Consider the following 21,309-nt stretch of genomic DNA (forward strand, 5'->3'; position numbering starts at 1 on the left):
TTATTTATGAAAGCTTTCTATATATTTATGAAATGGCTCTAATTCAGTAAATTCTTGTAATTTTATGAATTCAGATACATTTATTTCTCTTCTGTTGAATCTTTCTACAGCTGCATTAGTGTCTCCTCCAATAAATATTTGATCATGCTCATTAAAATACTTTCCAGAAAGTGTGATGTATTTTAAGAAAGGAAAGAATTTTTTTGCATATTTAATAATAATTTGCGCCTCTTTCAATCGAATATCTTTACCTAACCATATAGACATGTTGTCTTTAGCGTTAGGATAACTATTATTAATTGATCCAGGAGAACGATATATTTCAAAGCTAATACCTTTTCTTCTCAACAATGAAATATAAGATGGGGCATTTGAAAAATCAGAAACAAAATATTCATAGTAATCATCATTTATCGTAGTATAATCTTCAATGATTTCACTATTTGTTTGAATAGATTTTTTATAATTGAGTATTTGACTATTGAGTTTGGTGATTTTTTCTTCTAATTCAACTATCCTTTGATTTTGAGAATCTTCGTTCGTAACTTTTATTTCAACTGTTTCCTGTTTAGCAATATCATATTTATTAATTTTCAAATAATGGGTTTCATCTTTATAATCTGATGGCGCATAGAGAACTTTATTATTGAAATTTAAAGTAATGAAAAACAATAAGATTAATACTGATGGAAAAAAAATTAAAAAATAAATAAATGTCGCCTGATTTAATTCATTAATAAACGGTAAAACAAGTGTGCCACTAACTTCAGCTATTCCAGCAAATATTGCAATAATAGTTAGAGGGTTTTTAATAAGTCCTACTTTATCGGTCATAGTTATATTTTAACTTATGTATAACAGAAATTTCCGTTATTTCTACTTTAACCAAACCTATTTTTTTAAGAATTTAGTTAGTTTTAAAGCTACAATTTTCTTACACAAGATCAAAATCGTACAAAAGGTTTTTAATTTTAGTAGTTTTTTAGACGCGCTTCATTTTTAGATTGTAAGTTCGTCAAGCTGAACTTGATTCGGAATGACAACGAAATATTCAAAAAAAAACACAATAAAAAATTATTCGTGACGATTTTCTAAAACTCCAAAAATCTAAGAAGTCTAACAAATCTAATTTGTATTTTTACAGTAAATAATAAAAGACTGTGCATACAAATTATTCAAGAATTATTGCTGGCACCATGACTTGGGGAAGTTGGGGAAAACAACTTTCAACTTCGCAAATGGTTGACCTGATGCATCATTGTAAGGATGCAGGAATTACCACGTTTGATCATGCTGATATTTATGGTAGTTATACTACTGAAGCTGATTTTGGCAACGCATTCGCGCAAAGCAACATCAATCGCGAAAGCATCGAAATTATTTCAAAATGTGGGATTCAATTGCAAGCAGAAAGTCGTCAAAATACAATTAATCATTATGAATATTCTGCAGCTTATATTATTTGGTCAGCAGAAACTTCGCTAAAGCAGTTGCAAACAGATTATTTAGATCTTTTATTGTTGCACAGACCTAGTCCGTTAATGCATCCTGACGAAATTGCTAAAGCAATCGATCAATTAAAAATACAAGGGAAAATCAAAGAATTTGGTGTTTCCAACTTTACACCATCGCAGATGACAATGGTGAATACTAAAAATACAATTACGGCAAATCAGATTCAGTTTTCATTGACAGATTTTGATGCAATGCATGATGGAACACTCGATCATATGATTACAAATTCCATCATTCCAATGGCTTGGCAACCTTTAGGAAACGTTTTTCGTGATTCAACTGAGCAAACTTTCAGGATTGACAAAGTTTTGGAGCGTTTGACAGAAAAATATAATGCCCAAAAAGATCAATTGGTCTTAGCTTGGATTTTAAAACATCCAGCAAATGTGCATCCTGTGATTGGTACAACAACGCCCAAACGTATTACAAATGCTGCAAAAGCAACAGAAATTGACTTGTCGTTGGAAGATTGGTTTAGCTTATTAGTGGAAAGTCAAGGACATGAAGTTCCTTAGTTTCATAGTAGTGAGGTTTTAGTATTGAGTATTTAGAATAGATTCAAAATTCGAACTCAAAAAACGTCAATTCGAGTGTTTTTTTGTATTGAAAAATCAAAAAAATGTATCGAGAATAGATTTTTGAGATTTAAAATAGTATTTGTTTAATTAAAAATAGATTCCCACTTTCGTGGGAAATAAATATGACAAAAAAAACAGCTTTTATTACAGGTGCCACAAGTGGAATTGGACGCGAAATTGCACGTGAATTTGCAACACACAACATCCGTTTAATTCTTTGTGGACGAAGACAAGAACGTTTGGACGCATTGAAAGATGAATTAAGTTCATATACCGAAATTCACACCTTAAATTTTGACGTACGTGATAAAGAAAATGTTGCAAAAGCAGTAGATTCTTTACCTGAAAACTTCAAAACGATTGATATTTTGATCAATAATGCAGGAAATGCACACGGTATGGATTCGATTCAAAATGGAAGTTTGGACGATTGGGACGCCATGTTAGATATTAATGTGAAAGGATTGTTATATGTGAGTAAGGCAATTATTCCGGAAATGGTAGCACGAAATGCGGGTCATATTTTAAATATTGGTTCTACAGCAGGAAAAGAAGTGTATCCAAACGGAAATGTGTATTGCGCTAGCAAACATGCTGTTGACGCACTGAATCAAGGAATGCGATTAGATTTGAATGCACATGGAATTCGCGTTGGCGCGATTAATCCTGGATTGGTAGAAACGGAGTTTAGCGATGTTCGTTTTAAAGGTGATGAAGATAGAGCTGAGAAAGTATATCAAGGTTATGAACCGTTGAAACCACAAGATATTGCTGAGATTGCATACTTTATTGTATCGCGACCTGCGCATGTAAATGTTGCTGATTTAATGGTCATGTGTACGGCACAGGCTTCGAATACGATTGTAAAGAAATTATAATGCATAACAGACTTTATACACTTTGGAAAGATCTTACATCTAAATATAATGATGATAATTTATTTTTAGATTATCACTGGGAAGAAGTAAAAGGGTTTTATAATGAAGGTAAACGACATTATCACAACTTAAATCATATCAGTCATATGTTGCATTTTGCAGAGAATGATCAAGCTGATTTAAATGATTATGATATGTTACAATTTGCTATTTGGTACCATGATATTGTATATAAAGCAACCAAAAGTAATAATGAGTTGAAAAGTGCAAAATTTGCCAAAAAACAATTAAAAACTCTCAAAATTGACTCAAAAAGAGTGGAAATCTGCGAAAAATTGATCATTTCTACAAAAAAACATGAAATCCTAAACACTCAAAATCAAGATAATGCCTATCTTTTGGACTGGGATTTGGCTATTTTGGGAACTACTTGGGAAACGTATGAATCATACACCAAAAAAATTCGTAAAGAATATTCCATGTATCCAGATTTTATGTACAAAAGAGGAAGAAAGAAAGTATTGCAGCATTTTCTAGAACGTCCACGAATTTATTACACCAAAAAATACCACGATTTGTGGGAAACAAACGCTAGAGAAAACATCCAAAAAGAACTTACCTTATTATGATTAATAAACGCCTTTTGATTAAAAATTTACTCGCACACAACGACGAGAATAGTTTTTATGATAAAAAGCGAAAATTAAATATTGCCGAAAAAGAAGGAAAAGCAAAGTTTCTGAAACATATTTGCGCACTTTCTAACAGCAACCCAAAAAATAATTCTTTTATCGTAATTGGCGTCGAAGATGAAGACAATAAAATTGTTGGTGTTGATTTTTTTGACGATAGTAAAATTCAAAACTTAGTCAATGCATATTTAGCAAATCCGCCAATTGTACAATATGAAAACATTTACTTTTCACATTTGCCTAAAGGAAAAGTAGTTGGTTTGGTCACCATTCGGTCAAATGATCAAATCACATCACTTAAAAAGAATATTTGGAAATATTATGGTGGTTCTGTTTTTCTGCGAGATGGGAGCATTTCTATGCCAAAAGTATTTGATATTGAGATTAAAGATGTGAATTCAGAAATTGTACAAACCATTGAGAGAAATGCGCAAAACAATATCAAATTAACATTGGATAGCGTAATTAATTTTATTAATAATGAACATGAAAATTTAGACTCACATTACCAAGTATTTAAAGAGCAATTTGTGGTTTGTTGGGCAGGAATTAAACAAAAAAAAAGAGATCAAATTTTTTATTCCAGAGTTGATATTGAAATGATTAACGAACAAGTAAAATTGTTTTATTCTGCGTTAGATGAAGTTGAAATTACCTATACTGAAGACGAATTTACGATTATAGAATATGTTCCGTTAGGATTGCAAAATAAGTACGAATATTATCCTTTAGAGAAAAAGACCATTAAATTTCAACCGAATGGAATGTATACTATAGATAGCAACCTAATTTTTAAAGCACCACAATTTGACAAAAAAACGTTGCATCATATTTATAATAGCAATAATGCAATTCTTGAAAAACTCATCAAAAAAATTCCGATTAACGAAAACGAAGATCACGATTTACGCAACCTTCCAGCAACGTATATGATTTGCTATTTGAATGGTTTTCACGATGCGCGAGAAAAATTAGACATCGCAAAACCATATCTAAAAAGCTATGATAAAGATATTTACGAATTGTACAAAGCCACGATTCGAATTTTACGAAAAATAAAATATAGTTAGGAACCTATTTTAATAATTAAAAAAAGGATTCTATATTTACACAAGAATACACATCTTCTCCAAAGTAATTAGTAGCAAAAAACATGAAACTCACCATACACGGATACTCTACGGCATTATATGCTACGTGGTATTTTATAGAAGAATTAGGAATTTTATTTGATGCAGGCGATGGCGTTTGTGCAAGTTTACTTGGGAAAGCAGGAAAAGTAAAACATGTTTTTGTTTCACATGCTGATAGAGATCATTTAACTGGTTTACTACAGTTTAATCAATTATTTGCAGGTTTAAAACCAACCATTTATTATCCTAAAGATTCAGGTTCATTTCCTTTTTTAAATGATTTTTTCACCAAGTTTGATCCACATAATACAGGTACAAATTGGCAAGCTATAGAAAACAAATCAATAATTTCTACAAAAAACACAATACAAGTAGAAGCGGTTGAAAATGGTCATGTAGTTCAACCCAACTTGTTAAAGAGTTTAAGTTATAAAGTATTTGAAACCAAACGAAAGTTGAAACCTGAGTTTATAAATTTACACAAAGATGAGCTCATTCAAATTAAGAAACTACACGGAGATGACTTTCTAACAAATGAGGTTAAAAGAAATATTCTATCATATTCAGGAGATACACCAATTGAAGATTATGAACGCTATCACAATAGTGAAGTTTTGATACATGAAGCAACATTTTTAACTAAAGAAGAAACGAATACCAAAGCGGGCAAAAATAAACATAGTTCGTTGGATGAAGTCTTTGAAATGGTTGCAAATATTACGGTTGACAAACTTGTTTTAGGACATTTCTCATCACGGTATGATCAGCATGAAATAGATGCAGCAATTAAAAAACACATACAGCATTACAACATAAAGATTCCTGTGTACCGAATTCCTGTTGGAAAAGCTGTTAAAAATATTTTGGCGCAAGAGTCAATCAATTAACATGGAAATACAAAATTATATAACACAACATAATGAATGGCCACAAAACGGTCATCATATTATGGCACAATATGACGATAAAAAAATAATCGTATATCAATCTTATAGACCAGCAATTGGACATTTTGCTGCAAAAAATCAATTTTTTGGCGGACCATTTAGCTTGGAACGCATGACGTGGATTAAACCAAATTTCCTGTGGATGATGTACAGAAATGGTTGGGGAACGAAAGTTGGACAAGAAGTTGTTTTAGCAATTCACTTAAAACGTAAAGCTTTTCAGAAATACTTGGAAAACGCAGTACATTCTTCTTTCAAGCCTGAGTTATACGAATCCCAAGAAACGTGGAAGAAAGCTGTGCAAATTTCAAATGTGCGCTTGCAATGGGATCCAGACCATGATCCTTATGGCGCAAAACTAGATAGACGTGCAATTCAGATTGGAGTCAGAAATGAATTTATCCGTTCTTTCGCAAAAGAAGATATTTTAAAAATAGAAGATATCTCTGCGTTTGTGACAAAACAATATGAATTTGTAAAATCGAATCAACTCGATAAATTAATGATTCCAGCAGAACGTCCTTTTATACCAGAAGGTGAAGAATTGCTGCGAAAATTACAATTAACATGAATAAAAAAAGAAGTAAAAATATAAGTAAATTTCTAAGTTATGTACTTAGACACAATCCTGATGAACTCAAAATTATACTTGATGAAAACGGTTGGACTTCTGTTGAAATTTTACTTAAAAAGATAAACGTTGAATCTTATTCTCTTTCAATGGAAGAGCTTGAATATGTAGTAGATACGAATGAGAAAAAACGTTTTGCTTTTAATGACGATAAAACAATGATTAGAGCCAATCAAGGTCATTCTATCAAAGTAGATTTAGCCTTAAATGAAAAACAACCACCAACCTATTTATATCATGGAACGGTTGAAAAGTTCATGGAATCTATCCAAGCAACTGGTTTACAAAAAGGAAGCAGACATCACGTACACTTGAGTGAAGACAAAGAAACTGCAACTAATGTAGGAAGCAGACGAGGAAAACCTGTAATTCTTATTGTAAAAAGTGGTGAAATGCATACAGAAAACTATACATTTTATCAATCAGAAAACGGCGTTTGGCTTACGGATGAAGTTCCTGTAAAGTTCATTAAATTTCACAAAGAATAAAGTATAATGTTATGTTTTTGTAAACAACATTTATACATAAATTTTTATATTATTTTAGAAGAAATTTTAATTGCATGAGAACATTAGTTATTGGAGATATTCACGGAGGATTTAAAGCATTGTTGCAAGTACTAAAACGTGCTAATGTTACTACTTCTGATACACTTATTTTTATGGGTGATTATGTAGATGGTTGGAGTGAATCTGCTGAACTTGTGGAGTTTTTAATCAACTTAAACACAAAACAAAAATGTGTTTTTATTCGTGGAAATCATGATGTTTGGTGTCATGAATGGTTATTGGATGGACATGTAAACGATGTTTGGTATCGTCATGGAGGAAAAGAAACTATTGAAAGTTACGAGCGTATTTCATTTGATAAGGAACAACATATAGAATTCTACGATAATTTAGAAAATTACATATTGGATGACAAAAATCGATTGTTTTTGCATGCAGGTTTTACATCTATGTTAGGTGTAGAAAAAGAATTTTATCCTAAGAATTTTTATTTTGATAGAACGCTGATAGAAACGGCTGTTTTAGTAGAAGAAATCGGCATTGAAAATATTAAAAGAGCACAATACGGACCGCGCAGATTATCATTATATTCTGAAATTTATGTAGGTCATACACCAACAACTCGATACGGAACTGACAAACCTATGAAAGCTCATAATTTATGGGATATTGATACAGGTGCAGCCTTTACAGGAAAGCTCTCTGTTTTGGATGTAGACACAAAAGAATTTTGGCAAAGTGATCCACTTCCTGAATTATATCCTCATGAAAAAGGGCGCAACAAATAGCACTAATTTTTACTACATTATAAGAAGCCTCTTGAAAGTAAAGGTGTTAATTGTTAAAAATGCGTGGTAAATGTTGATATTTAGTGGTATTTTTGCAAAATCAAACAACCATCAATGTCTACAAAAAATATACGTCTAGAAGTCATGCAAACTATCGAGAAAGAAATCGATAGCTACATGGATAAATACTTAATTCCGCCAGAAAAAATATGGCAACCTACAGATTTTCTACCTAATTCACAAAAGGATACTTTTTTTGATGAAGTACATCAAATTAGAGAAGAAGCCAAAGAAATAGGATACGATTTATGGGTTGTATTGGTCGGTGATACTATTACTGAAGAAGCATTACCAACGTACGAATCGTGGTTAATGGATGTAGAAGGAATAGATCAACATGGGAATAATGGTAGAGATAATGGTTGGGCAAAATGGATTCGCCATTGGACAGGAGAAGAAAATCGTCATGGAGATGTTTTAAATAAATATCTATACTTATCAGGTCGTGTAAATATGCGCGAAATTGAAATTACAACGCAGCATATTATTAATGATGGCTTTGATATTGGAACTGCAAATGATCCATATAGAAACTTTGTATATACAAGTTTTCAAGAGTTAGCCACTAATGTCTCTCACAAAAGAGTTGGACAGTTGGCAAAGAAAACAGGAAATACATTACTTGGAAAAATGTGTAATATTATTGCAGGTGACGAAATGAGACACCATTTGGCATATAGAGAGTTTGTAAAAACAATTTTAGAATACGATCCAAGTGAAATGATGTTGGCTTTTGAAGATATGATGCGTAAGAAGATTGTAATGCCAGCTCAATTTGTAAGAGAATCTGGAGAAGCAGTTGGAACAGCGTTTGAAAATTTCTCAAATGCAGCACAACGTTTAGGTGTTTATACAACACATGATTATATCGACATCATGCGAAAGTTAAATTCATATTGGGAAATTGATAAATTAACTGGGTTAACGGATGCAGCAGAGAAAGCTAGAAATTACGTAATGAAATTACCAGATCGTATGGCGCGTATTGCTGATCGCGTAGTAGTTCCAGAAGACATTACAAAATTCAAATGGGTTGAAGCAAACGGAATGATGTAATTTTTAGATCAGCTTTGCCTGTTAGATGTTAGAACGCTACGCTTTTAGATTGCTTACTCAAACTTAAAATGTTTTGATCGAATAACTAAAACGTCACTTCGAGTAATTTTCTAGAGAAAATTGTATCGAGAAGTATTTTGAAAGCATGAACCTAACGTCAAGCTGAACTTGATTCAGCTTTTCATAACAGTAATCTTTCATTTTTAAATTGAAAAATCATAAAAAAAATCCGCTTCAAACGAAGCGGATTTTTTTAATACTATTTAATCGCTAACTTTCAATTATAAAATACAAAGCTCGCCAAAATTCTTTTTAAATTAGGATTAACTTGGACAATAACAAACAGATAATACTTGTGTTTCTCTCACATCACATTGATCTATACTACCAACACAAAGAAAACGATAATCTATAGTACAATAACAATGTCCAACTGTATCCTTAATTGTAGGTTCACAATTTCTTGAAGGAGTAGTGTCAACATCAGCTCCTGCTATTACAGAATAAGAGAAGTTAGAAATAGAATTTTTGTTAAGCTTTAATGATTTAAAATTCTTTTTTTTCATAATATAAAATTTAAATAAACTCCTAAGTTTTTAAAATACGTATTAGGAATATAGACGCTTTTTTTATGAAGAGTCTTTTTTTATAATTCGTTACGAAAAAACCTTTATTTCATTTAATAAAACAAAAAATCCGCTTCGTTTGAAGCGGATTTTTTATTCTATATAAATTCTATTTCTACTACAAGTCAAACTTAATTCCTTGCGCTAATGGCAATTCTGTTGTGTAGTTGATTGTATTTGTTTGTCTTCGCATGTATACTTTCCAAGCATCAGATCCAGACTCACGTCCACCACCTGTATCTTTTTCTCCACCGAAAGCTCCACCGATTTCTGCTCCTGACGTTCCAATGTTTACGTTTGCAATTCCACAATCAGATCCTTGTACAGATAAGAAATGTTCTGCTTCACGTAAGTTATTTGTCATAATTGCAGAAGATAACCCTTGTGCAACTCCGTTTTGAGCATCTAAAGCGTTTGTTACATCTCCAGAATATTTTAGTAAGTATAATACTGGCGCAAATGTTTCATGCTGAACGATTTCAAATGAATTGTCAGCTTCTGCAATTGCAGGTTTTACATAACATCCACTTTCGTAACCTTCTCCAGATAAAACTCCACCTTCTACAACAATATTTCCACCTTCTTCAACAACTTTAGTTAAAGCTGCTTCATATCCTTTTACAGCATCTTTGTCAATAACTGGTCCAACATGATTGTTTTCATCTAATGGGTTTCCAATACGTAACTGTCCGTAAGCGGCAACTACTGCATCTTTTACTTTATCATAAATTGAATCGTGAATAATTAATCTACGAGTAGAAGTACAACGTTGTCCTGCTGTTCCAACTGCTCCAAAAACTGCTCCAATTACGGTCATTTTTATATCTGCATCAGGTGTAACGATGATTGCATTGTTTCCTCCTAATTCTAATAAAGATTTCCCTAAACGTCCTGCTACTTCTTTCGCTACGATTTTACCCATACGCGTTGATCCTGTTGCAGATACTAATGGAATACGAGTGTCTTTTGAAAGATATTCTCCTACTTTATAATCTCCGTTTACTAAACAGCAAATTCCTTCTGGTAAGTTGTTTTCAGCAAAAACCTCAGCTGCTATATTTTGACAAGCTACACCACACATTGGTGTTTTTTCAGATGGTTTCCAAACACAAACATCTCCACAAATCCAAGCTAAAGCTGTATTCCAAGCCCAAACTGCTACTGGAAAGTTAAATGCAGAAATGATTCCAACAACTCCTAATGGGTGGTATTGTTCGTACATTCTGTGTCCTGGACGCTCAGAGTGCATTGTAAGTCCGTGAAGCTGACGCGATAATCCAACCGCAAAGTCACAGATATCAATCATTTCCTGAACTTCTCCTAAACCTTCTTGGTATGATTTCCCCATTTCATAAGAAACCAATTTTCCTAAAGCTTCTTTTTTCTCTCTCAGTTTTTCTCCAAACTGACGTACAATCTCACCGCGTTGTGGCGCTGGCAATGTTCTCCAAGTTTTAAAAGCTGAAGTAGCAGCTTCCATCACTTTTTCATAATCTTCTTTTGTTGAAGATTTTACTTTTCCGATCAATTTTCCATCTACTGGAGAATATGATTCAATAAGTTCTCCATTAGAGAAATTGTTTGAACCTGTTGATGTTCCTTCGTTGATATCTTTTAAGCCTAGCGCTGCTAAAGCTTCTTTGATTCCAAAATCAGTAGTCACTGCTCCCATGTATTTATAACTTTTTTTAATTCTTTTGTTAAATTTTTGCGAAGATAGCACAATTCTAGCAATCTTCATTCTTCCGTAATTTGTTTATTATCGCAATTCTGTAATGTTGTATTGATAGCTTGCGCGAAGGTACTTTTGATTCCGAATACTATCAATAGTATAACTTTCACGCCTTTTATGAAATTGAAATCCTGTGTAACCTTCGTGTGCTATATTTTTTATTTGACTGTACGTTGCTCCGTGTTTTACCAAGTTTTCTTTCAACAAATATGTTTCAACATCAAAATAATACCACCAAATGGTTTCACTATTCGGATACACCGCTTTTATTTTATAAGCTTCACTTTTATCTTCTAAAAATACTTTTCCTTCTAACGTAAGTTCAACATCGTCTGTTAACAATTTATACGGTTGCCAAAGTACAAAATGTGCCGCTATCATTTCTTTGTGTGCAGTTTTTAACTGTTCAGTATCATCTTGCGGAACGTTATTAATTGTGAGAAGAATTTTCCCTTCTTTTAACTGAATATGTTTTTGAATGCTACCCTGATATGAAAACATTTCCGAAGAAAACTCAGGTTGTACTACCGTTTCAATTTCTTGGAACTTATCACTCTCTATAGTTCCTAAACTATCATATAGTATTGTTATCTTTTCGTAAGATACATGACTTAACTTTTCCCAATTGGCAATACCGCCGTGTGCTTCTTCAAGTGATTTTTCAATTATCATTTCAGCAGTAAGAGTACGTTCGCATGACAATGCAAAAATGCCTAAACTTATATATAAAAGAAAAACCTTAGTCTTCATCTGCAGTAAATCGCTTGTCAACTGGCATTACATGTCCGCAATTATCGCAGGTTAGCAAATCTTGCGAAGCATAAAAATCTTTAAAATGTCCTAAGAAATCTTTTTCAACATCTAATAAAGGAAACTTTACCTCGTGCAATTGATGATTACAGTTGTCACAATACCATTGCAAACCATCCATAAAATTGGTTCCTTTTCGCTTTCGCTCGATAACAAGACCGATAGAATTATCAAATCGAACTGGAGAATGCGGCACATTTGCAGGATGTAAATACATATCACCTGGCCCTAATTTCATGGTTTTCTTCTCACCATCTTCTTGAATATGCACTTCTATATTCCCTTCTAACTGATAAAACAATTCTTCTGTTTCATTGAAATGATAATCTTTTCGAGCATTTGGTCCACCCACAATCATTACAATATAATCACCTGCTTCTTTGTAAAGGTTTTTATTGGCTACAGGTGGTTTTAATAAGTCTCTATTTTCTTCAATCCATTGATTGAGATTAAACGGTTTTTGTATTCCCATTATCCTTTAGAATTTTAGATTTTAAAATTACGGATTTTTTGGTGATCCTTTATCATTTTTATCCAGATACTACAGTAATTTACTGACGTACAAGTGTTAAGTAAGGTAAAACCGTATAGTATTCATTGCATTATTATATATCTTTTTTTATTAATTAAAATACTCAAAATCATGAAAAAAAAGAAACTTAGTAAAAAGCTAGCACTAGGGAAAAAGCAAATTTCTAACCTAAGAAATGTAAAAGGTGGTTTGGCACAATCGCATCATACTTGTTTTTGCGAAACAGAAAATATATTCAACTGTACTTGGATAAGTGAATTACGCACTGCTTGCGAATGCGTTCCTACACAAAATATTAACTGTCCTTCTTGGGGAATTATTTGTCCTATTCCATCGAAAGATGTGTGTGATTCTTAATTTTTAAAATCTGAACTATTATGAAAAAAAAGAAATTAAAAGCATTATCGCTCAAAAAAGCTTCTGTCTCTAAACTTAATGGTGGCGCAGCTGCTCCATCTCCAGGAACTGGACCAATTTTGTTAACCGTTAATATTAGAGATTGTCTATTTACACATGATTTACACCAATGTACTTGGGTAAGTGAATTGTATACAGCATGTAATTGTGAACCAACATGGAATGGATGTGGATCACAATTCAATAGATGTGAAATATCAATTAATATTCCTTGTGAAGCATAAATTTTAACCAAACTAAATATATTATCATGAAAAAAAAGAATTTAAAAAATCTGTCATTAAAGAAATCATCTGTTTCTAAACTTAACGGAGGTGCAGCATCAATTCCTGTTCCAATATCTTTTAATTTTCCATGTGGACCAACACAAGATTTATTTAATTGTACTTGGGTAAGTGAATTGTATACAGCATGTCATTGTGAACCATCTTGGAATGGCGGTTGTGAATCTATTAATATTCCATGTCCAGGGACAATTGACTTAGCTTGTGGAGTAGAATCAATACGTATTTGCGTTGCTTAAATTAATTAAAAAGAAACTTATGAAAAAAAAGAATTTATCTCAAAAATTAAGCATTCAGAAATCTAAAATTGCTTCATTTAATCAATCGAATTCACTAAAAGGTGGAACTGCAAGGTCAAATCCTTGTGACTCTTTTGAATCAATGCAATGTACTGCTGGATGTGGAACAGCAAATTGTCCACCAGCAACAAATGGTTGTAATACGGCAAACTGCCCACCACCTAGTGCGGACTGTCCTTCAGCCAACACTAACTGCTTCTGTGATTCATTCATCACAATGGCAGGAATTACTGGCTGCTAATTTTTGAAAAATTATCAAGTAAAAGCTTCAAAAGTGTATTCTTTTGAAGCTTTTTTTGTTTCTATAATTATTTGAAAAACCACCGTTTTTCCGTTTGAAATTATGTAATTTTAAGGCACTAATCAATTTTTTATCGATGAAAAAATCAGTTCTTGTTTTAATCCTACTTGCCTTTTTACTAAATAGTTGCACAGATACTACTTCTCAAAAAGAAACACCTAAAGCAGATGAACCACCTAAAAATAGTTTTGGCTTGGTCATTCATGGTGGTGCAGGAACTATTTTAAAAAAGAATCTATCTCCTGAACTCGAAGCTCAATTTAAAGAAGCATTAGAAAAGGCTGCTACAAAAGGATATGAAATCCTTAAAAATGGCGGAACAAGTTTAGATGCCGTAGAACAAACCATTCATATTTTAGAAAACTCACCACTTTTTAACGCTGGAAAAGGAGCTGTATTTGCTAATAATGGGAAAAATGAATTAGACGCTTCTATCATGGATGGAAAAACGTTAAACGCTGGAGCAGTTGCAGGTGTAACAAATTTAAAAAATCCAATTTCGGCAGCACGGAAAGTGATGGAAAACTCAGATCATGTATTATTAGCCAGAAAAGGCGCAGAACAATTTGCAGCTTCACAAGGATTGGAAGTCGTAGACACCAATTATTTTTATACAGAAAGAAGATATAAATCGCTTGAAAAAGCAAAAAATCGCGATACAAAAAACAACGCTGCTTCACTTGATCCGTTTATCAAAGATTACAAATATGGAACCGTTGGTTGTGTTGCCTTAGACAAAAACGGAAACTTAGCCGCAGGAACTTCTACAGGCGGAATGACCAATAAGAAATGGAGTCGTATTGGCGATTCACCAATTATTGGCGCAGGTACATATGCTAACAATAAAACCTGTGCTGTTTCAGGAACTGGTCATGGAGAATACTTTATCAGAGCAGCTGTAGCACACGATATTTCTGCATTAATGGAATACAAAGGTTTGTCATTGCAAGAAGCTTCAAAAGAGGTCATTCAAAATAAATTAAAAAACATGGGCGGCGATGGCGGAATTATTGCTATTGATGCCAAAGGAAACTTAGTTGCAGAATTTAATACTGCTGGAATGTACAGAGCAATGGTTGACGAAAACGGAACGGTAACTGTCGGAATTTATAAAGAGTAAAATTACTTTGTACTTATTGAAGTAGACTATAGAATACTTAAATCTCGATTATCGAGTAAAAACACAAATCGTTTATTCTTTTACGAATACTAGTTATATACCAACGAATACTAATTAAGCACTATTCTTATGAAAAAGTCTGTTTATTTTACAAAAAAATTCACCATGCGCAACACTACTATTTTCATTTTTCTGCTAGTATTTATTGGACTATTTTCGTGTAAAAAAGTAGCTCCTGAAACTGATAACATTTTTGAATTTAAAGACTATGTTTATCAAGCTACGGCAGGAACCGTTTCTACAAAAGAACCTATTATTATTGGACTTCAGAAAGAAGTAACCGATTGGCAGGCAAATCAAGAAGTTCCAAGTAACTTAGTTACAATTACGCCAAAAATAAAAGGAAAATTATCGGTTGAAAATAACAAAACATTGCGCTTTACTCCTGAAACTTCATTAAAGCCCGATACAGAATATACAGTACAAGTTCATTTAGACAAAATTTATGATGATGTACCAGCAGCATTCAAAAAATATACGTTCGCTTTTAAAACAATTACGCCTAATTTCCTTATTGTCACTAATGATTTACAATCATATTCTAAAGAATGGCAATATTTAAATGGTGAATTGAAATCTGCTGATGTGATTCCTGAAGAAAAACTCTCAAAATTAGTTTCGGCAACGCAAAACGGAAAAAAACTAGCTGTAAAATGGGGTGAATCTATTTTTAATAATAACGTATACGAATTTACAATTGATAGCATCAACAGACCTATTGACGATTCTGAAATCGTTATTTCATGGACAGGAACGCCAATTATAGCAAAATCTTCAGGAAAAAGAAATTATAAAATCCCAGGACAAAACAATTTTTCTATTGTTGAAATTGATATTTCTCAAAGTCCTGAACAAAAAATTAGCATTAACTTTTCTGATCCTTTATTAAAAAATCAAAATTTTGACGGATTGGTTACCATGCAAAATCAATCAAAACTCACCTATGCCGTTGATGGAAATATTTTGAATGTATATCCTGAAAATAGAGTCACAGGAAATGTGCAACTCGAAATCTTTACAGGAATTAAAAACAAAGAAGGTTTCAAACTGAAAAAAACACATTCAAGACGCGTTTCTTTTGAGCAGCAAAAACCAGAATTGCGCGCTGTTAGTACAGGCGTTATTTTGCCAAATTCACAAAATTTAACGTATAACTTTCAAGCAATCAACCTAAAATCAGTTGATGTACGCGTCATTAAAATATATCAAGACAATGTATTGCAATTTTTACAAAGCAATGAAATTAGCAATGTAGATCGATATAGCATTCGTACTGTTGGACGACGTGTTGCCAAAAAGACAATCAATTTAATTGAAAATGAAAACGATAATAACGGACAATGGAAAACCTACGGAATTGATTTATCTAAATTATTTAAAGCTGAGCCAGGCGCTATTTATCAAATAGAAATAGGTTTCAAACGCTCATATGCATTGTATACTTGTGACAACAATACTACTGAAAACGAAGAAGTTGCAGACAATGATTATTACCAAAATCGAAAAGAGGAAGATGAGAATGAAGAGGAATATTGGGATAATCGCATGTATAATTTCCGAAATTATCGCTATAACTGGAGTGAACGCGAAAATCCATGCACAGATTCATACTATTTAGAAAGACGTTTTTTAACGGCAAATGTATTGGCGTCTGATTTGGGCGTTATTGTAAAAAGAGGAGAAAACAAATCATACTATTTTGCTGTAAGCGATATCATTTCTACAGATCCTATCGGAAATGCAAAAGTTACCTTATACAACTACCAACAACAGGAAATTACTTCAAAACGTACTGATTCAGATGGGCTAACCATTATTGATGCTGATAAAAATGCCTTCTTCGCTACGGTTTCAAAAAACAATCAAGTTACGTATGTAAAACTCAGCGATGGAAATTCACTTTCTATGAGTAAGTTTGATGTTTCTGGAAAAGAAATCAATAAAGGACTCAAAGGATATATCTATGGTGAACGCGGCGTTTGGCGACCTGGCGATTCATTGCATTTAGCATTTGTATTAAATGACACAGGAAATCCGCTTCCAAAAAATCATCCTGTAAAAATGGAAGTTACAGATGCCCAAGGCAAATTGGTCTATAAAAATATCGCTACTCAAGGTGTAAACCAGTTTTATAAATTTACCGTTCCGACAGCTACTGAAGCACCAACTGGAAACTGGAATGCTACCGTGGTAGTTGGTGGCGCTCGATTTACAAAAAATCTAAAAGTAGAAACTGTAAAACCAAATCGCTTAAAAATTAATATTGATTTTGACGATGAAATACTTGCCAATTCACGTCCAATTGAAGGAGAATTAAAAGCAGCTTGGCTACATGGCGCACCTGCTAAAAACCTACGAGCAGAAGTCAATATAAAACTAAGTAGTACTAAAACTTCGTTTAAAAAGTTTCCAAACTACGAATTCAATGATCCAACACGAGAATTCAACACAGAAGAATTCATCATGTTTGAAGGTTCATTAAATGAAGACGGAATTACCAATATTTCCAAAAAAATTAACGTTACCAATAAAGCGCCTGGCATGTTGCGTGCATCGTTCTTAACACGTGTATTTGAAAATGGTGGCGATTATTCTATAGATGCGTTTTCTAAAGACTTTGCTCCTTATATTTCTTTTGTTGGAATGCGCTCACCTGAACCCAAACGATATGGTTCATACTTTACCGATGACGAACAAACGTTTGAAATTGCTACAGTTGATGACAAAGGAAATCCTATCAAACGAAACGGATTGGAAGTAAAAATATATAAAATCAATTGGCGTTGGTGGTGGAGTTCTTCTTATGAAGATCTTTCTTCCTATGTTGGAAGCAATCATCACTCACACTACAAAAGCTTTAAAATCAATTCCGATAGTAACGGGAAAACAACTTTTAAACTAAACATTCCTGATGAAGATCGCGGACGTTATTTAATTCGTGTATACGATCCAAAAAGTGGTCATGCAACTGGGAAAACAATGTATTTCTATAAAGATTGGTGGCGTACAAATAGTAATGGAAATTCAGAAATGGCAAAAATGCTGATCTTTTCAGCAGATAAAGAAACTTATAATGTTGGTGAAACAGCAACGATTACTTTCCCATCAGGAAAAGGCGGAAGAGCGTTGGTAAGTATTGAAAACGGTACAGAAGTATTAAGTACTAAGTGGGTAAAAACTGAAAAAGAGCAAACAACAACCACTATTCCGATTACGTCAGAAATGGCGCCAAATGTGTTTGTGAATATTTCTTTGGTACAAAAGCATGATAACGTAACGAATGATTTACCAATTCGCTTGTACGGAGTTATTCCATTACTTGTAGAAAATCCTGCTACAATTTTAAAACCTAAACTTTCGGTTCCTGAAACCTTACGTCCAGAGCAGTCATTCACTGTAAAAGTGAGTGAAACTGATAAAAAAGCAATGACATATACTTTAGCAATTGTTGATGAAGGCTTACTAGATTTAACACGATTTAAAACACCAAATCCTTGGGAAACATTCTACCAACGTCAAGCACTTGGTGTACGCACTTGGGATATTTATGATGATGTCATTGGTGCATTTAGCGGAAGCATTGATCAGGTATTTGCTATTGGTGGTGGCGATGGCGGAAATGGTGCTAAAAACAAAAAAGCAAACCGTTTTCAACCAGTGGTGAAATACTTAGGACCTTTTAGTCTAAAAGCTGGTGAAACAAAATCGCACAACATAAAAATGCCAAATTACATTGGTGCCGTTCGTACAATGGTTGTTGCTGGAAACCCAAAAACAGAAGCCTATGGAAGTGCCGAACAATCATCACAGGTGAAAAAGCCATTAATGGTATTGGCAACGGCTCCAAGAAAACTAAGTCCTGGCGAAAAAGTAACACTTCCTGTGACCGTTTTTGCAATGGAAAATAAAGTGAAGAATGTTTCACTACAGCTAAAATTACAAAACGGAATCTCTGTCATTGGAAACTCTAAACAATCACTTACATTTGATAGACCTGACGAAAAAATGGTGTATTTTGATTTAGATGTGAGTCAGGCAAAAGGTATTCAAACCATTGAAGTTGTTGCCACAGGAAATGGTGAAAAAGCATCATATAAAGTAGAAATTGATGTGGAAAATCCTAATCCGATTAGCACTAAAATTCATGAACTTACACTCAGCGGAAAAACTACAGAAACACTGAGCTTTGATACGTTTGGAGTTGTTGGAACCAATGCTGCTACGGTAGAATTTTCTACTATTCCGCCAATGGATTTTACGGCGCGAATGCAATATTTAATTCAATATCCACATGGTTGTGTAGAACAAACTACTTCAAGTGTATTTCCTCAATTATACTTAGCTGATATTTTTGATTTGCCAACTTCGAAACAAAAAGAAATTCAAAGTAATATTGAAAACGGAATCAAGCGTTTATCACATTTTCAACGTCCAAATGGTGGCATGAGTTATTGGATTGGAGAAAATACTTCCAATGATTGGGGAACAAGTTATTCTGGTCATTTTATGATTGAGGCTGAAAAGAAAGGATACACGTTACCACTTACGTTTATGAGTCAATGGATTACCTATCAGAAAAAAGCAGCACGTTCATGGCGTGTGAAAGATAATAGTCATTACTACAACTCAGACTTGGCGCAAGCATATAGATTGTATACATTGGCATTAGCGGGCCATCCCGATTTGGCTTCTATGAACCGTTTGCGTGAATCGAAAGGATTATCAAACAATGCAAAATGGCGATTGGCAGCAGCATATGCGTTAGCTTCACAAAAAGAAGCGGCAAAACGTATTATTGCAACTGCTAACATAGGATTTACAGCATCTACAGAAGAATACAGGTTTAACTATGGTTCTACAGATAGAAATAGAGCAATGGCGCTAGAAACGATGTTAATCTTGGATGATACAAGAACCATAAACTTTGCAAAATTTATTGCCAAAGAATTATCATCAAGTCGTTGGATGAGTACGCAAACAACAGCATATTGTTTACTTTCAATAGGTAAAATGGTCACGAAAAATGGTGGGAAAGATATTGATATGTCGTTCAGTTTGAATGGAAAAAACAATCAGAATATTAAAACATCTAAAGCAATTGCACAACGTGGTTTAAAAATTACAAAAGGCGCAAATACAGTACAGATTGAAAACAAACAAGACAACACGCTCTTTGTTCGTGTATTGAGTACTGGAAAATTGCCATTAGGTGAAGAACTTGCTGAAAAACGAAACTTTACAATTCGTGTTGCATACAAGGACAAAAATGGAAATACAATTGATGTATCAAAACTAACACAAGGAACTGATTTTATGGCTTCTGTTACAATTACAAACGATCAATCGAGTAATCTAAGTGATATTGCATTAACCGAAATATTTCCGTCTGGTTGGGAAATCGTGAATACACGTTTTACAGATTATGGAAATGTATCTTCAAGTGAAGTACGACATACAGATATTAGAGATGATCGCGTAAATTTCTACTTTGATTTAGGCAGAAGAAGATCGAAAACATTTAATGTATTACTAAACGCATCCTATTTAGGAAGATACTATTTACCAGGCATTCAAGCGGAAGCAATGTACGACAATGATTATTTTATTAGAACGAAAGGCCAATGGATTGAAGTTGTAAAATAAGAAAATTATGAAAAAAAAAGGATTTACTTTCAAGCTTTCAATGTTTATAGTTATACTTAGTATTATCTCAGTATGCTTTTCCTTTATTTTTTTAAAAGATTCTAAGCTCGAAGAAATAATATCTTTTTCATCAATTTTAATAAGGTTAATATTTACGATTTCAACATTTGTCATTGCTGTTCTTCTGTATGATAGATTTAATTTTCGAAAAAATATTTTCGAGCGAAAATTAGATTTAGTTTTTGATTTATTAATCAAGCTAAAGAAGTTAAGAATTGTAATACATCCAGTAAACAAACAAAAAATTATCTTAGGCAGTATTGATGTGAAAAAAAACATGCTTGATCAACATATTTTAAAAGACATTAACCTTTTTTCTTATGTGGTATTTGATGCTGTAGATTTATACAATAATAAAAGTATACATGAAATAAAGAATATAAAAGACAATCCTTTCTTACCTAAAGAAATTTCGGATTCTTTGAATTTTCTATTCCCAATTCTACTGACCATGGCAGAATCTAATGAAGATTATAAAGATAAATTTGTTCAAATAGATTTTAATAATGAAAGTAAGTTAAAACCTTTTGATATTAAAGATTGGATGTATCCTGATGAAGAATGACATTTAAATCTTTTATAATTAATTTCGAAAATACTTTAAAAATCATTGAAAATTGGTTGGATAATCATTCTAA

General features: G+C 32.9%; 21 protein-coding genes. 16 read left to right on the top strand and 5 right to left on the bottom strand.

All coding sequences use genetic code 11. The features are described from left to right. Positions 1-834: a hypothetical protein gene (locus ACUUYC_RS06420; RefSeq protein ID WP_474264742.1), complete on the bottom strand. Its 834-nt coding sequence runs from the start codon at positions 832-834 to the stop codon at positions 1-3. Positions 835-1,160: 326 nt separating this feature from the next. Between ACUUYC_RS06420 and ACUUYC_RS06425 the strand changes: the two genes are divergently transcribed. The 9 genes from ACUUYC_RS06425 (at position 1,161) to ACUUYC_RS06465 (ending at position 8,787) form a co-directional block, all read left to right on the top strand. After that, on the top strand, positions 1,161-2,030 hold the full coding sequence (locus ACUUYC_RS06425) for an aldo/keto reductase (RefSeq protein WP_474264743.1): 870 nt from the start codon (positions 1,161-1,163) through the stop codon (positions 2,028-2,030). Between the two features lie 185 nt (positions 2,031-2,215). After that, the gene (locus ACUUYC_RS06430; protein ID WP_474264744.1) at positions 2,216-2,971 is read left to right on the top strand and encodes an SDR family NAD(P)-dependent oxidoreductase; all 756 of its coding nucleotides are present in this window, start codon (positions 2,216-2,218) and stop codon (positions 2,969-2,971) included. After that, complete coding sequence (locus ACUUYC_RS06435; RefSeq protein ID WP_474264745.1) at positions 2,971-3,600, top strand: HD domain-containing protein; 630 nt, start codon at positions 2,971-2,973, stop codon at positions 3,598-3,600. The genes ACUUYC_RS06430 and ACUUYC_RS06435 overlap by 1 nt, the downstream gene beginning before the upstream one ends. After that, on the top strand, positions 3,597-4,733 hold the full coding sequence (locus ACUUYC_RS06440) for a DUF5929 domain-containing protein (protein ID WP_474264746.1): 1,137 nt from the start codon (positions 3,597-3,599) through the stop codon (positions 4,731-4,733). Before ACUUYC_RS06435 ends, ACUUYC_RS06440 begins: the two co-directional genes overlap by 4 nt. A gap of 83 nt (positions 4,734-4,816) precedes the next feature. Further along, positions 4,817-5,683 (top strand): MBL fold metallo-hydrolase, encoded by an 867-nt coding sequence (locus ACUUYC_RS06445; RefSeq protein ID WP_474264747.1) that lies wholly within the window; start codon positions 4,817-4,819, stop codon positions 5,681-5,683. 1 nt (position 5,684) lies between these two features. Then, positions 5,685-6,314: a DUF4291 domain-containing protein gene (locus ACUUYC_RS06450; RefSeq protein ID WP_474264749.1), complete on the top strand. Its 630-nt coding sequence runs from the start codon at positions 5,685-5,687 to the stop codon at positions 6,312-6,314. Continuing rightward, the gene (locus ACUUYC_RS06455) at positions 6,311-6,862 is read left to right on the top strand and encodes an RNA 2'-phosphotransferase (RefSeq protein WP_474264750.1); all 552 of its coding nucleotides are present in this window, start codon (positions 6,311-6,313) and stop codon (positions 6,860-6,862) included. The genes ACUUYC_RS06450 and ACUUYC_RS06455 overlap by 4 nt, the downstream gene beginning before the upstream one ends. A 74-nt stretch (positions 6,863-6,936) precedes the next feature. Beyond that, positions 6,937-7,671, top strand: coding sequence for a metallophosphoesterase (locus ACUUYC_RS06460; protein ID WP_474264752.1), 735 nt, complete (start codon positions 6,937-6,939; stop codon positions 7,669-7,671). A 114-nt stretch (positions 7,672-7,785) separates the two neighbouring features. Further along, positions 7,786-8,787, top strand: a complete 1,002-nt coding sequence (locus ACUUYC_RS06465) for an acyl-ACP desaturase (protein WP_474264753.1) — start codon at positions 7,786-7,788, stop codon at positions 8,785-8,787. A gap of 323 nt (positions 8,788-9,110) precedes the next feature. On the opposite strand, the gene ACUUYC_RS06470 is transcribed toward ACUUYC_RS06465, so the two are convergent. The 4 genes from ACUUYC_RS06470 to ACUUYC_RS06485 form a co-directional block, all read right to left on the bottom strand. Next, positions 9,111-9,353: a hypothetical protein gene (locus ACUUYC_RS06470; protein WP_474264754.1), complete on the bottom strand. Its 243-nt coding sequence runs from the start codon at positions 9,351-9,353 to the stop codon at positions 9,111-9,113. 178 nt (positions 9,354-9,531) lie between these two features. Continuing rightward, positions 9,532-11,085 (bottom strand): L-piperidine-6-carboxylate dehydrogenase, encoded by a 1,554-nt coding sequence (gene amaB, locus ACUUYC_RS06475; protein WP_474266358.1) that lies wholly within the window; start codon positions 11,083-11,085, stop codon positions 9,532-9,534. Positions 11,086-11,172: 87 nt separating this feature from the next. Continuing rightward, positions 11,173-11,895 (bottom strand): hypothetical protein, encoded by a 723-nt coding sequence (locus ACUUYC_RS06480; RefSeq protein ID WP_474264756.1) that lies wholly within the window; start codon positions 11,893-11,895, stop codon positions 11,173-11,175. Continuing rightward, complete coding sequence (locus tag ACUUYC_RS06485) at positions 11,885-12,427, bottom strand: 3-hydroxyanthranilate 3,4-dioxygenase (RefSeq protein WP_474264757.1); 543 nt, start codon at positions 12,425-12,427, stop codon at positions 11,885-11,887. Before ACUUYC_RS06485 ends, ACUUYC_RS06480 begins: the two co-directional genes overlap by 11 nt. Positions 12,428-12,598: 171 nt before the next feature. Here ACUUYC_RS06485 and ACUUYC_RS06490 point away from each other — a divergent pair, with 171 nt between their 5' ends. The 7 genes from ACUUYC_RS06490 (at position 12,599) to ACUUYC_RS06520 (ending at position 21,236) form a co-directional block, all read left to right on the top strand. Further along, positions 12,599-12,844 (top strand): hypothetical protein, encoded by a 246-nt coding sequence (locus ACUUYC_RS06490; protein ID WP_474264758.1) that lies wholly within the window; start codon positions 12,599-12,601, stop codon positions 12,842-12,844. 20 nt (positions 12,845-12,864) lie between these two features. Beyond that, complete coding sequence (locus tag ACUUYC_RS06495; protein ID WP_474264759.1) at positions 12,865-13,128, top strand: hypothetical protein; 264 nt, start codon at positions 12,865-12,867, stop codon at positions 13,126-13,128. A gap of 26 nt (positions 13,129-13,154) precedes the next feature. Continuing rightward, the gene (locus ACUUYC_RS06500; RefSeq protein ID WP_474264760.1) at positions 13,155-13,427 is read left to right on the top strand and encodes a hypothetical protein; all 273 of its coding nucleotides are present in this window, start codon (positions 13,155-13,157) and stop codon (positions 13,425-13,427) included. Positions 13,428-13,446: 19 nt separating this feature from the next. Next, positions 13,447-13,728 (top strand): hypothetical protein, encoded by a 282-nt coding sequence (locus ACUUYC_RS06505; RefSeq protein WP_474264761.1) that lies wholly within the window; start codon positions 13,447-13,449, stop codon positions 13,726-13,728. Positions 13,729-13,864: 136 nt separating this feature from the next. Beyond that, on the top strand, positions 13,865-14,908 hold the full coding sequence (locus tag ACUUYC_RS06510) for an isoaspartyl peptidase/L-asparaginase family protein (RefSeq protein ID WP_474264762.1): 1,044 nt from the start codon (positions 13,865-13,867) through the stop codon (positions 14,906-14,908). Between the two features lie 165 nt (positions 14,909-15,073). Continuing rightward, entirely contained in the window at positions 15,074-20,611 is a 5,538-nt protein-coding gene (locus ACUUYC_RS06515; RefSeq protein ID WP_474264763.1) for an alpha-2-macroglobulin family protein, read from the top strand. 7 nt (positions 20,612-20,618) lie between these two features. Beyond that, positions 20,619-21,236, top strand: a complete 618-nt coding sequence (locus ACUUYC_RS06520; RefSeq protein WP_474264764.1) for a hypothetical protein — start codon at positions 20,619-20,621, stop codon at positions 21,234-21,236. The last annotated feature ends 73 nt before the right edge of the window (positions 21,237-21,309 follow it).

The organism is Kordia sp. E (assembly GCF_056033805.1).

Coding starts and splice junctions, on each gene's coding strand:
- ACUUYC_RS06520 (WP_474264764.1), top strand. CDS start 20,619: ATGAAAAAAAAAGGATTTACTTTCAAGCTTTCAATGTTTATAGTTATA.
- ACUUYC_RS06460 (WP_474264752.1), top strand. CDS start 6,937: ATGAGAACATTAGTTATTGGAGATATTCACGGAGGATTTAAAGCATTG.
- ACUUYC_RS06490 (WP_474264758.1), top strand. CDS start 12,599: ATGAAAAAAAAGAAACTTAGTAAAAAGCTAGCACTAGGGAAAAAGCAA.
- ACUUYC_RS06450 (WP_474264749.1), top strand. CDS start 5,685: ATGGAAATACAAAATTATATAACACAACATAATGAATGGCCACAAAAC.
- ACUUYC_RS06470 (WP_474264754.1), bottom strand. CDS start 9,353: ATGAAAAAAAAGAATTTTAAATCATTAAAGCTTAACAAAAATTCTATT.
- ACUUYC_RS06505 (WP_474264761.1), top strand. CDS start 13,447: ATGAAAAAAAAGAATTTATCTCAAAAATTAAGCATTCAGAAATCTAAA.
- ACUUYC_RS06485 (WP_474264757.1), bottom strand. CDS start 12,427: ATGGGAATACAAAAACCGTTTAATCTCAATCAATGGATTGAAGAAAAT.
- ACUUYC_RS06480 (WP_474264756.1), bottom strand. CDS start 11,895: ATGAAGACTAAGGTTTTTCTTTTATATATAAGTTTAGGCATTTTTGCA.
- ACUUYC_RS06420 (WP_474264742.1), bottom strand. CDS start 834: ATGACCGATAAAGTAGGACTTATTAAAAACCCTCTAACTATTATTGCA.
- amaB (WP_474266358.1), bottom strand. CDS start 11,085: ATGGGAGCAGTGACTACTGATTTTGGAATCAAAGAAGCTTTAGCAGCG.
- ACUUYC_RS06430 (WP_474264744.1), top strand. CDS start 2,216: ATGACAAAAAAAACAGCTTTTATTACAGGTGCCACAAGTGGAATTGGA.
- ACUUYC_RS06515 (WP_474264763.1), top strand. CDS start 15,074: ATGCGCAACACTACTATTTTCATTTTTCTGCTAGTATTTATTGGACTA.
- ACUUYC_RS06510 (WP_474264762.1), top strand. CDS start 13,865: ATGAAAAAATCAGTTCTTGTTTTAATCCTACTTGCCTTTTTACTAAAT.
- ACUUYC_RS06435 (WP_474264745.1), top strand. CDS start 2,971: ATGCATAACAGACTTTATACACTTTGGAAAGATCTTACATCTAAATAT.
- ACUUYC_RS06465 (WP_474264753.1), top strand. CDS start 7,786: ATGTCTACAAAAAATATACGTCTAGAAGTCATGCAAACTATCGAGAAA.
- ACUUYC_RS06495 (WP_474264759.1), top strand. CDS start 12,865: ATGAAAAAAAAGAAATTAAAAGCATTATCGCTCAAAAAAGCTTCTGTC.
- ACUUYC_RS06500 (WP_474264760.1), top strand. CDS start 13,155: ATGAAAAAAAAGAATTTAAAAAATCTGTCATTAAAGAAATCATCTGTT.
- ACUUYC_RS06445 (WP_474264747.1), top strand. CDS start 4,817: ATGAAACTCACCATACACGGATACTCTACGGCATTATATGCTACGTGG.
- ACUUYC_RS06440 (WP_474264746.1), top strand. CDS start 3,597: ATGATTAATAAACGCCTTTTGATTAAAAATTTACTCGCACACAACGAC.
- ACUUYC_RS06455 (WP_474264750.1), top strand. CDS start 6,311: ATGAATAAAAAAAGAAGTAAAAATATAAGTAAATTTCTAAGTTATGTA.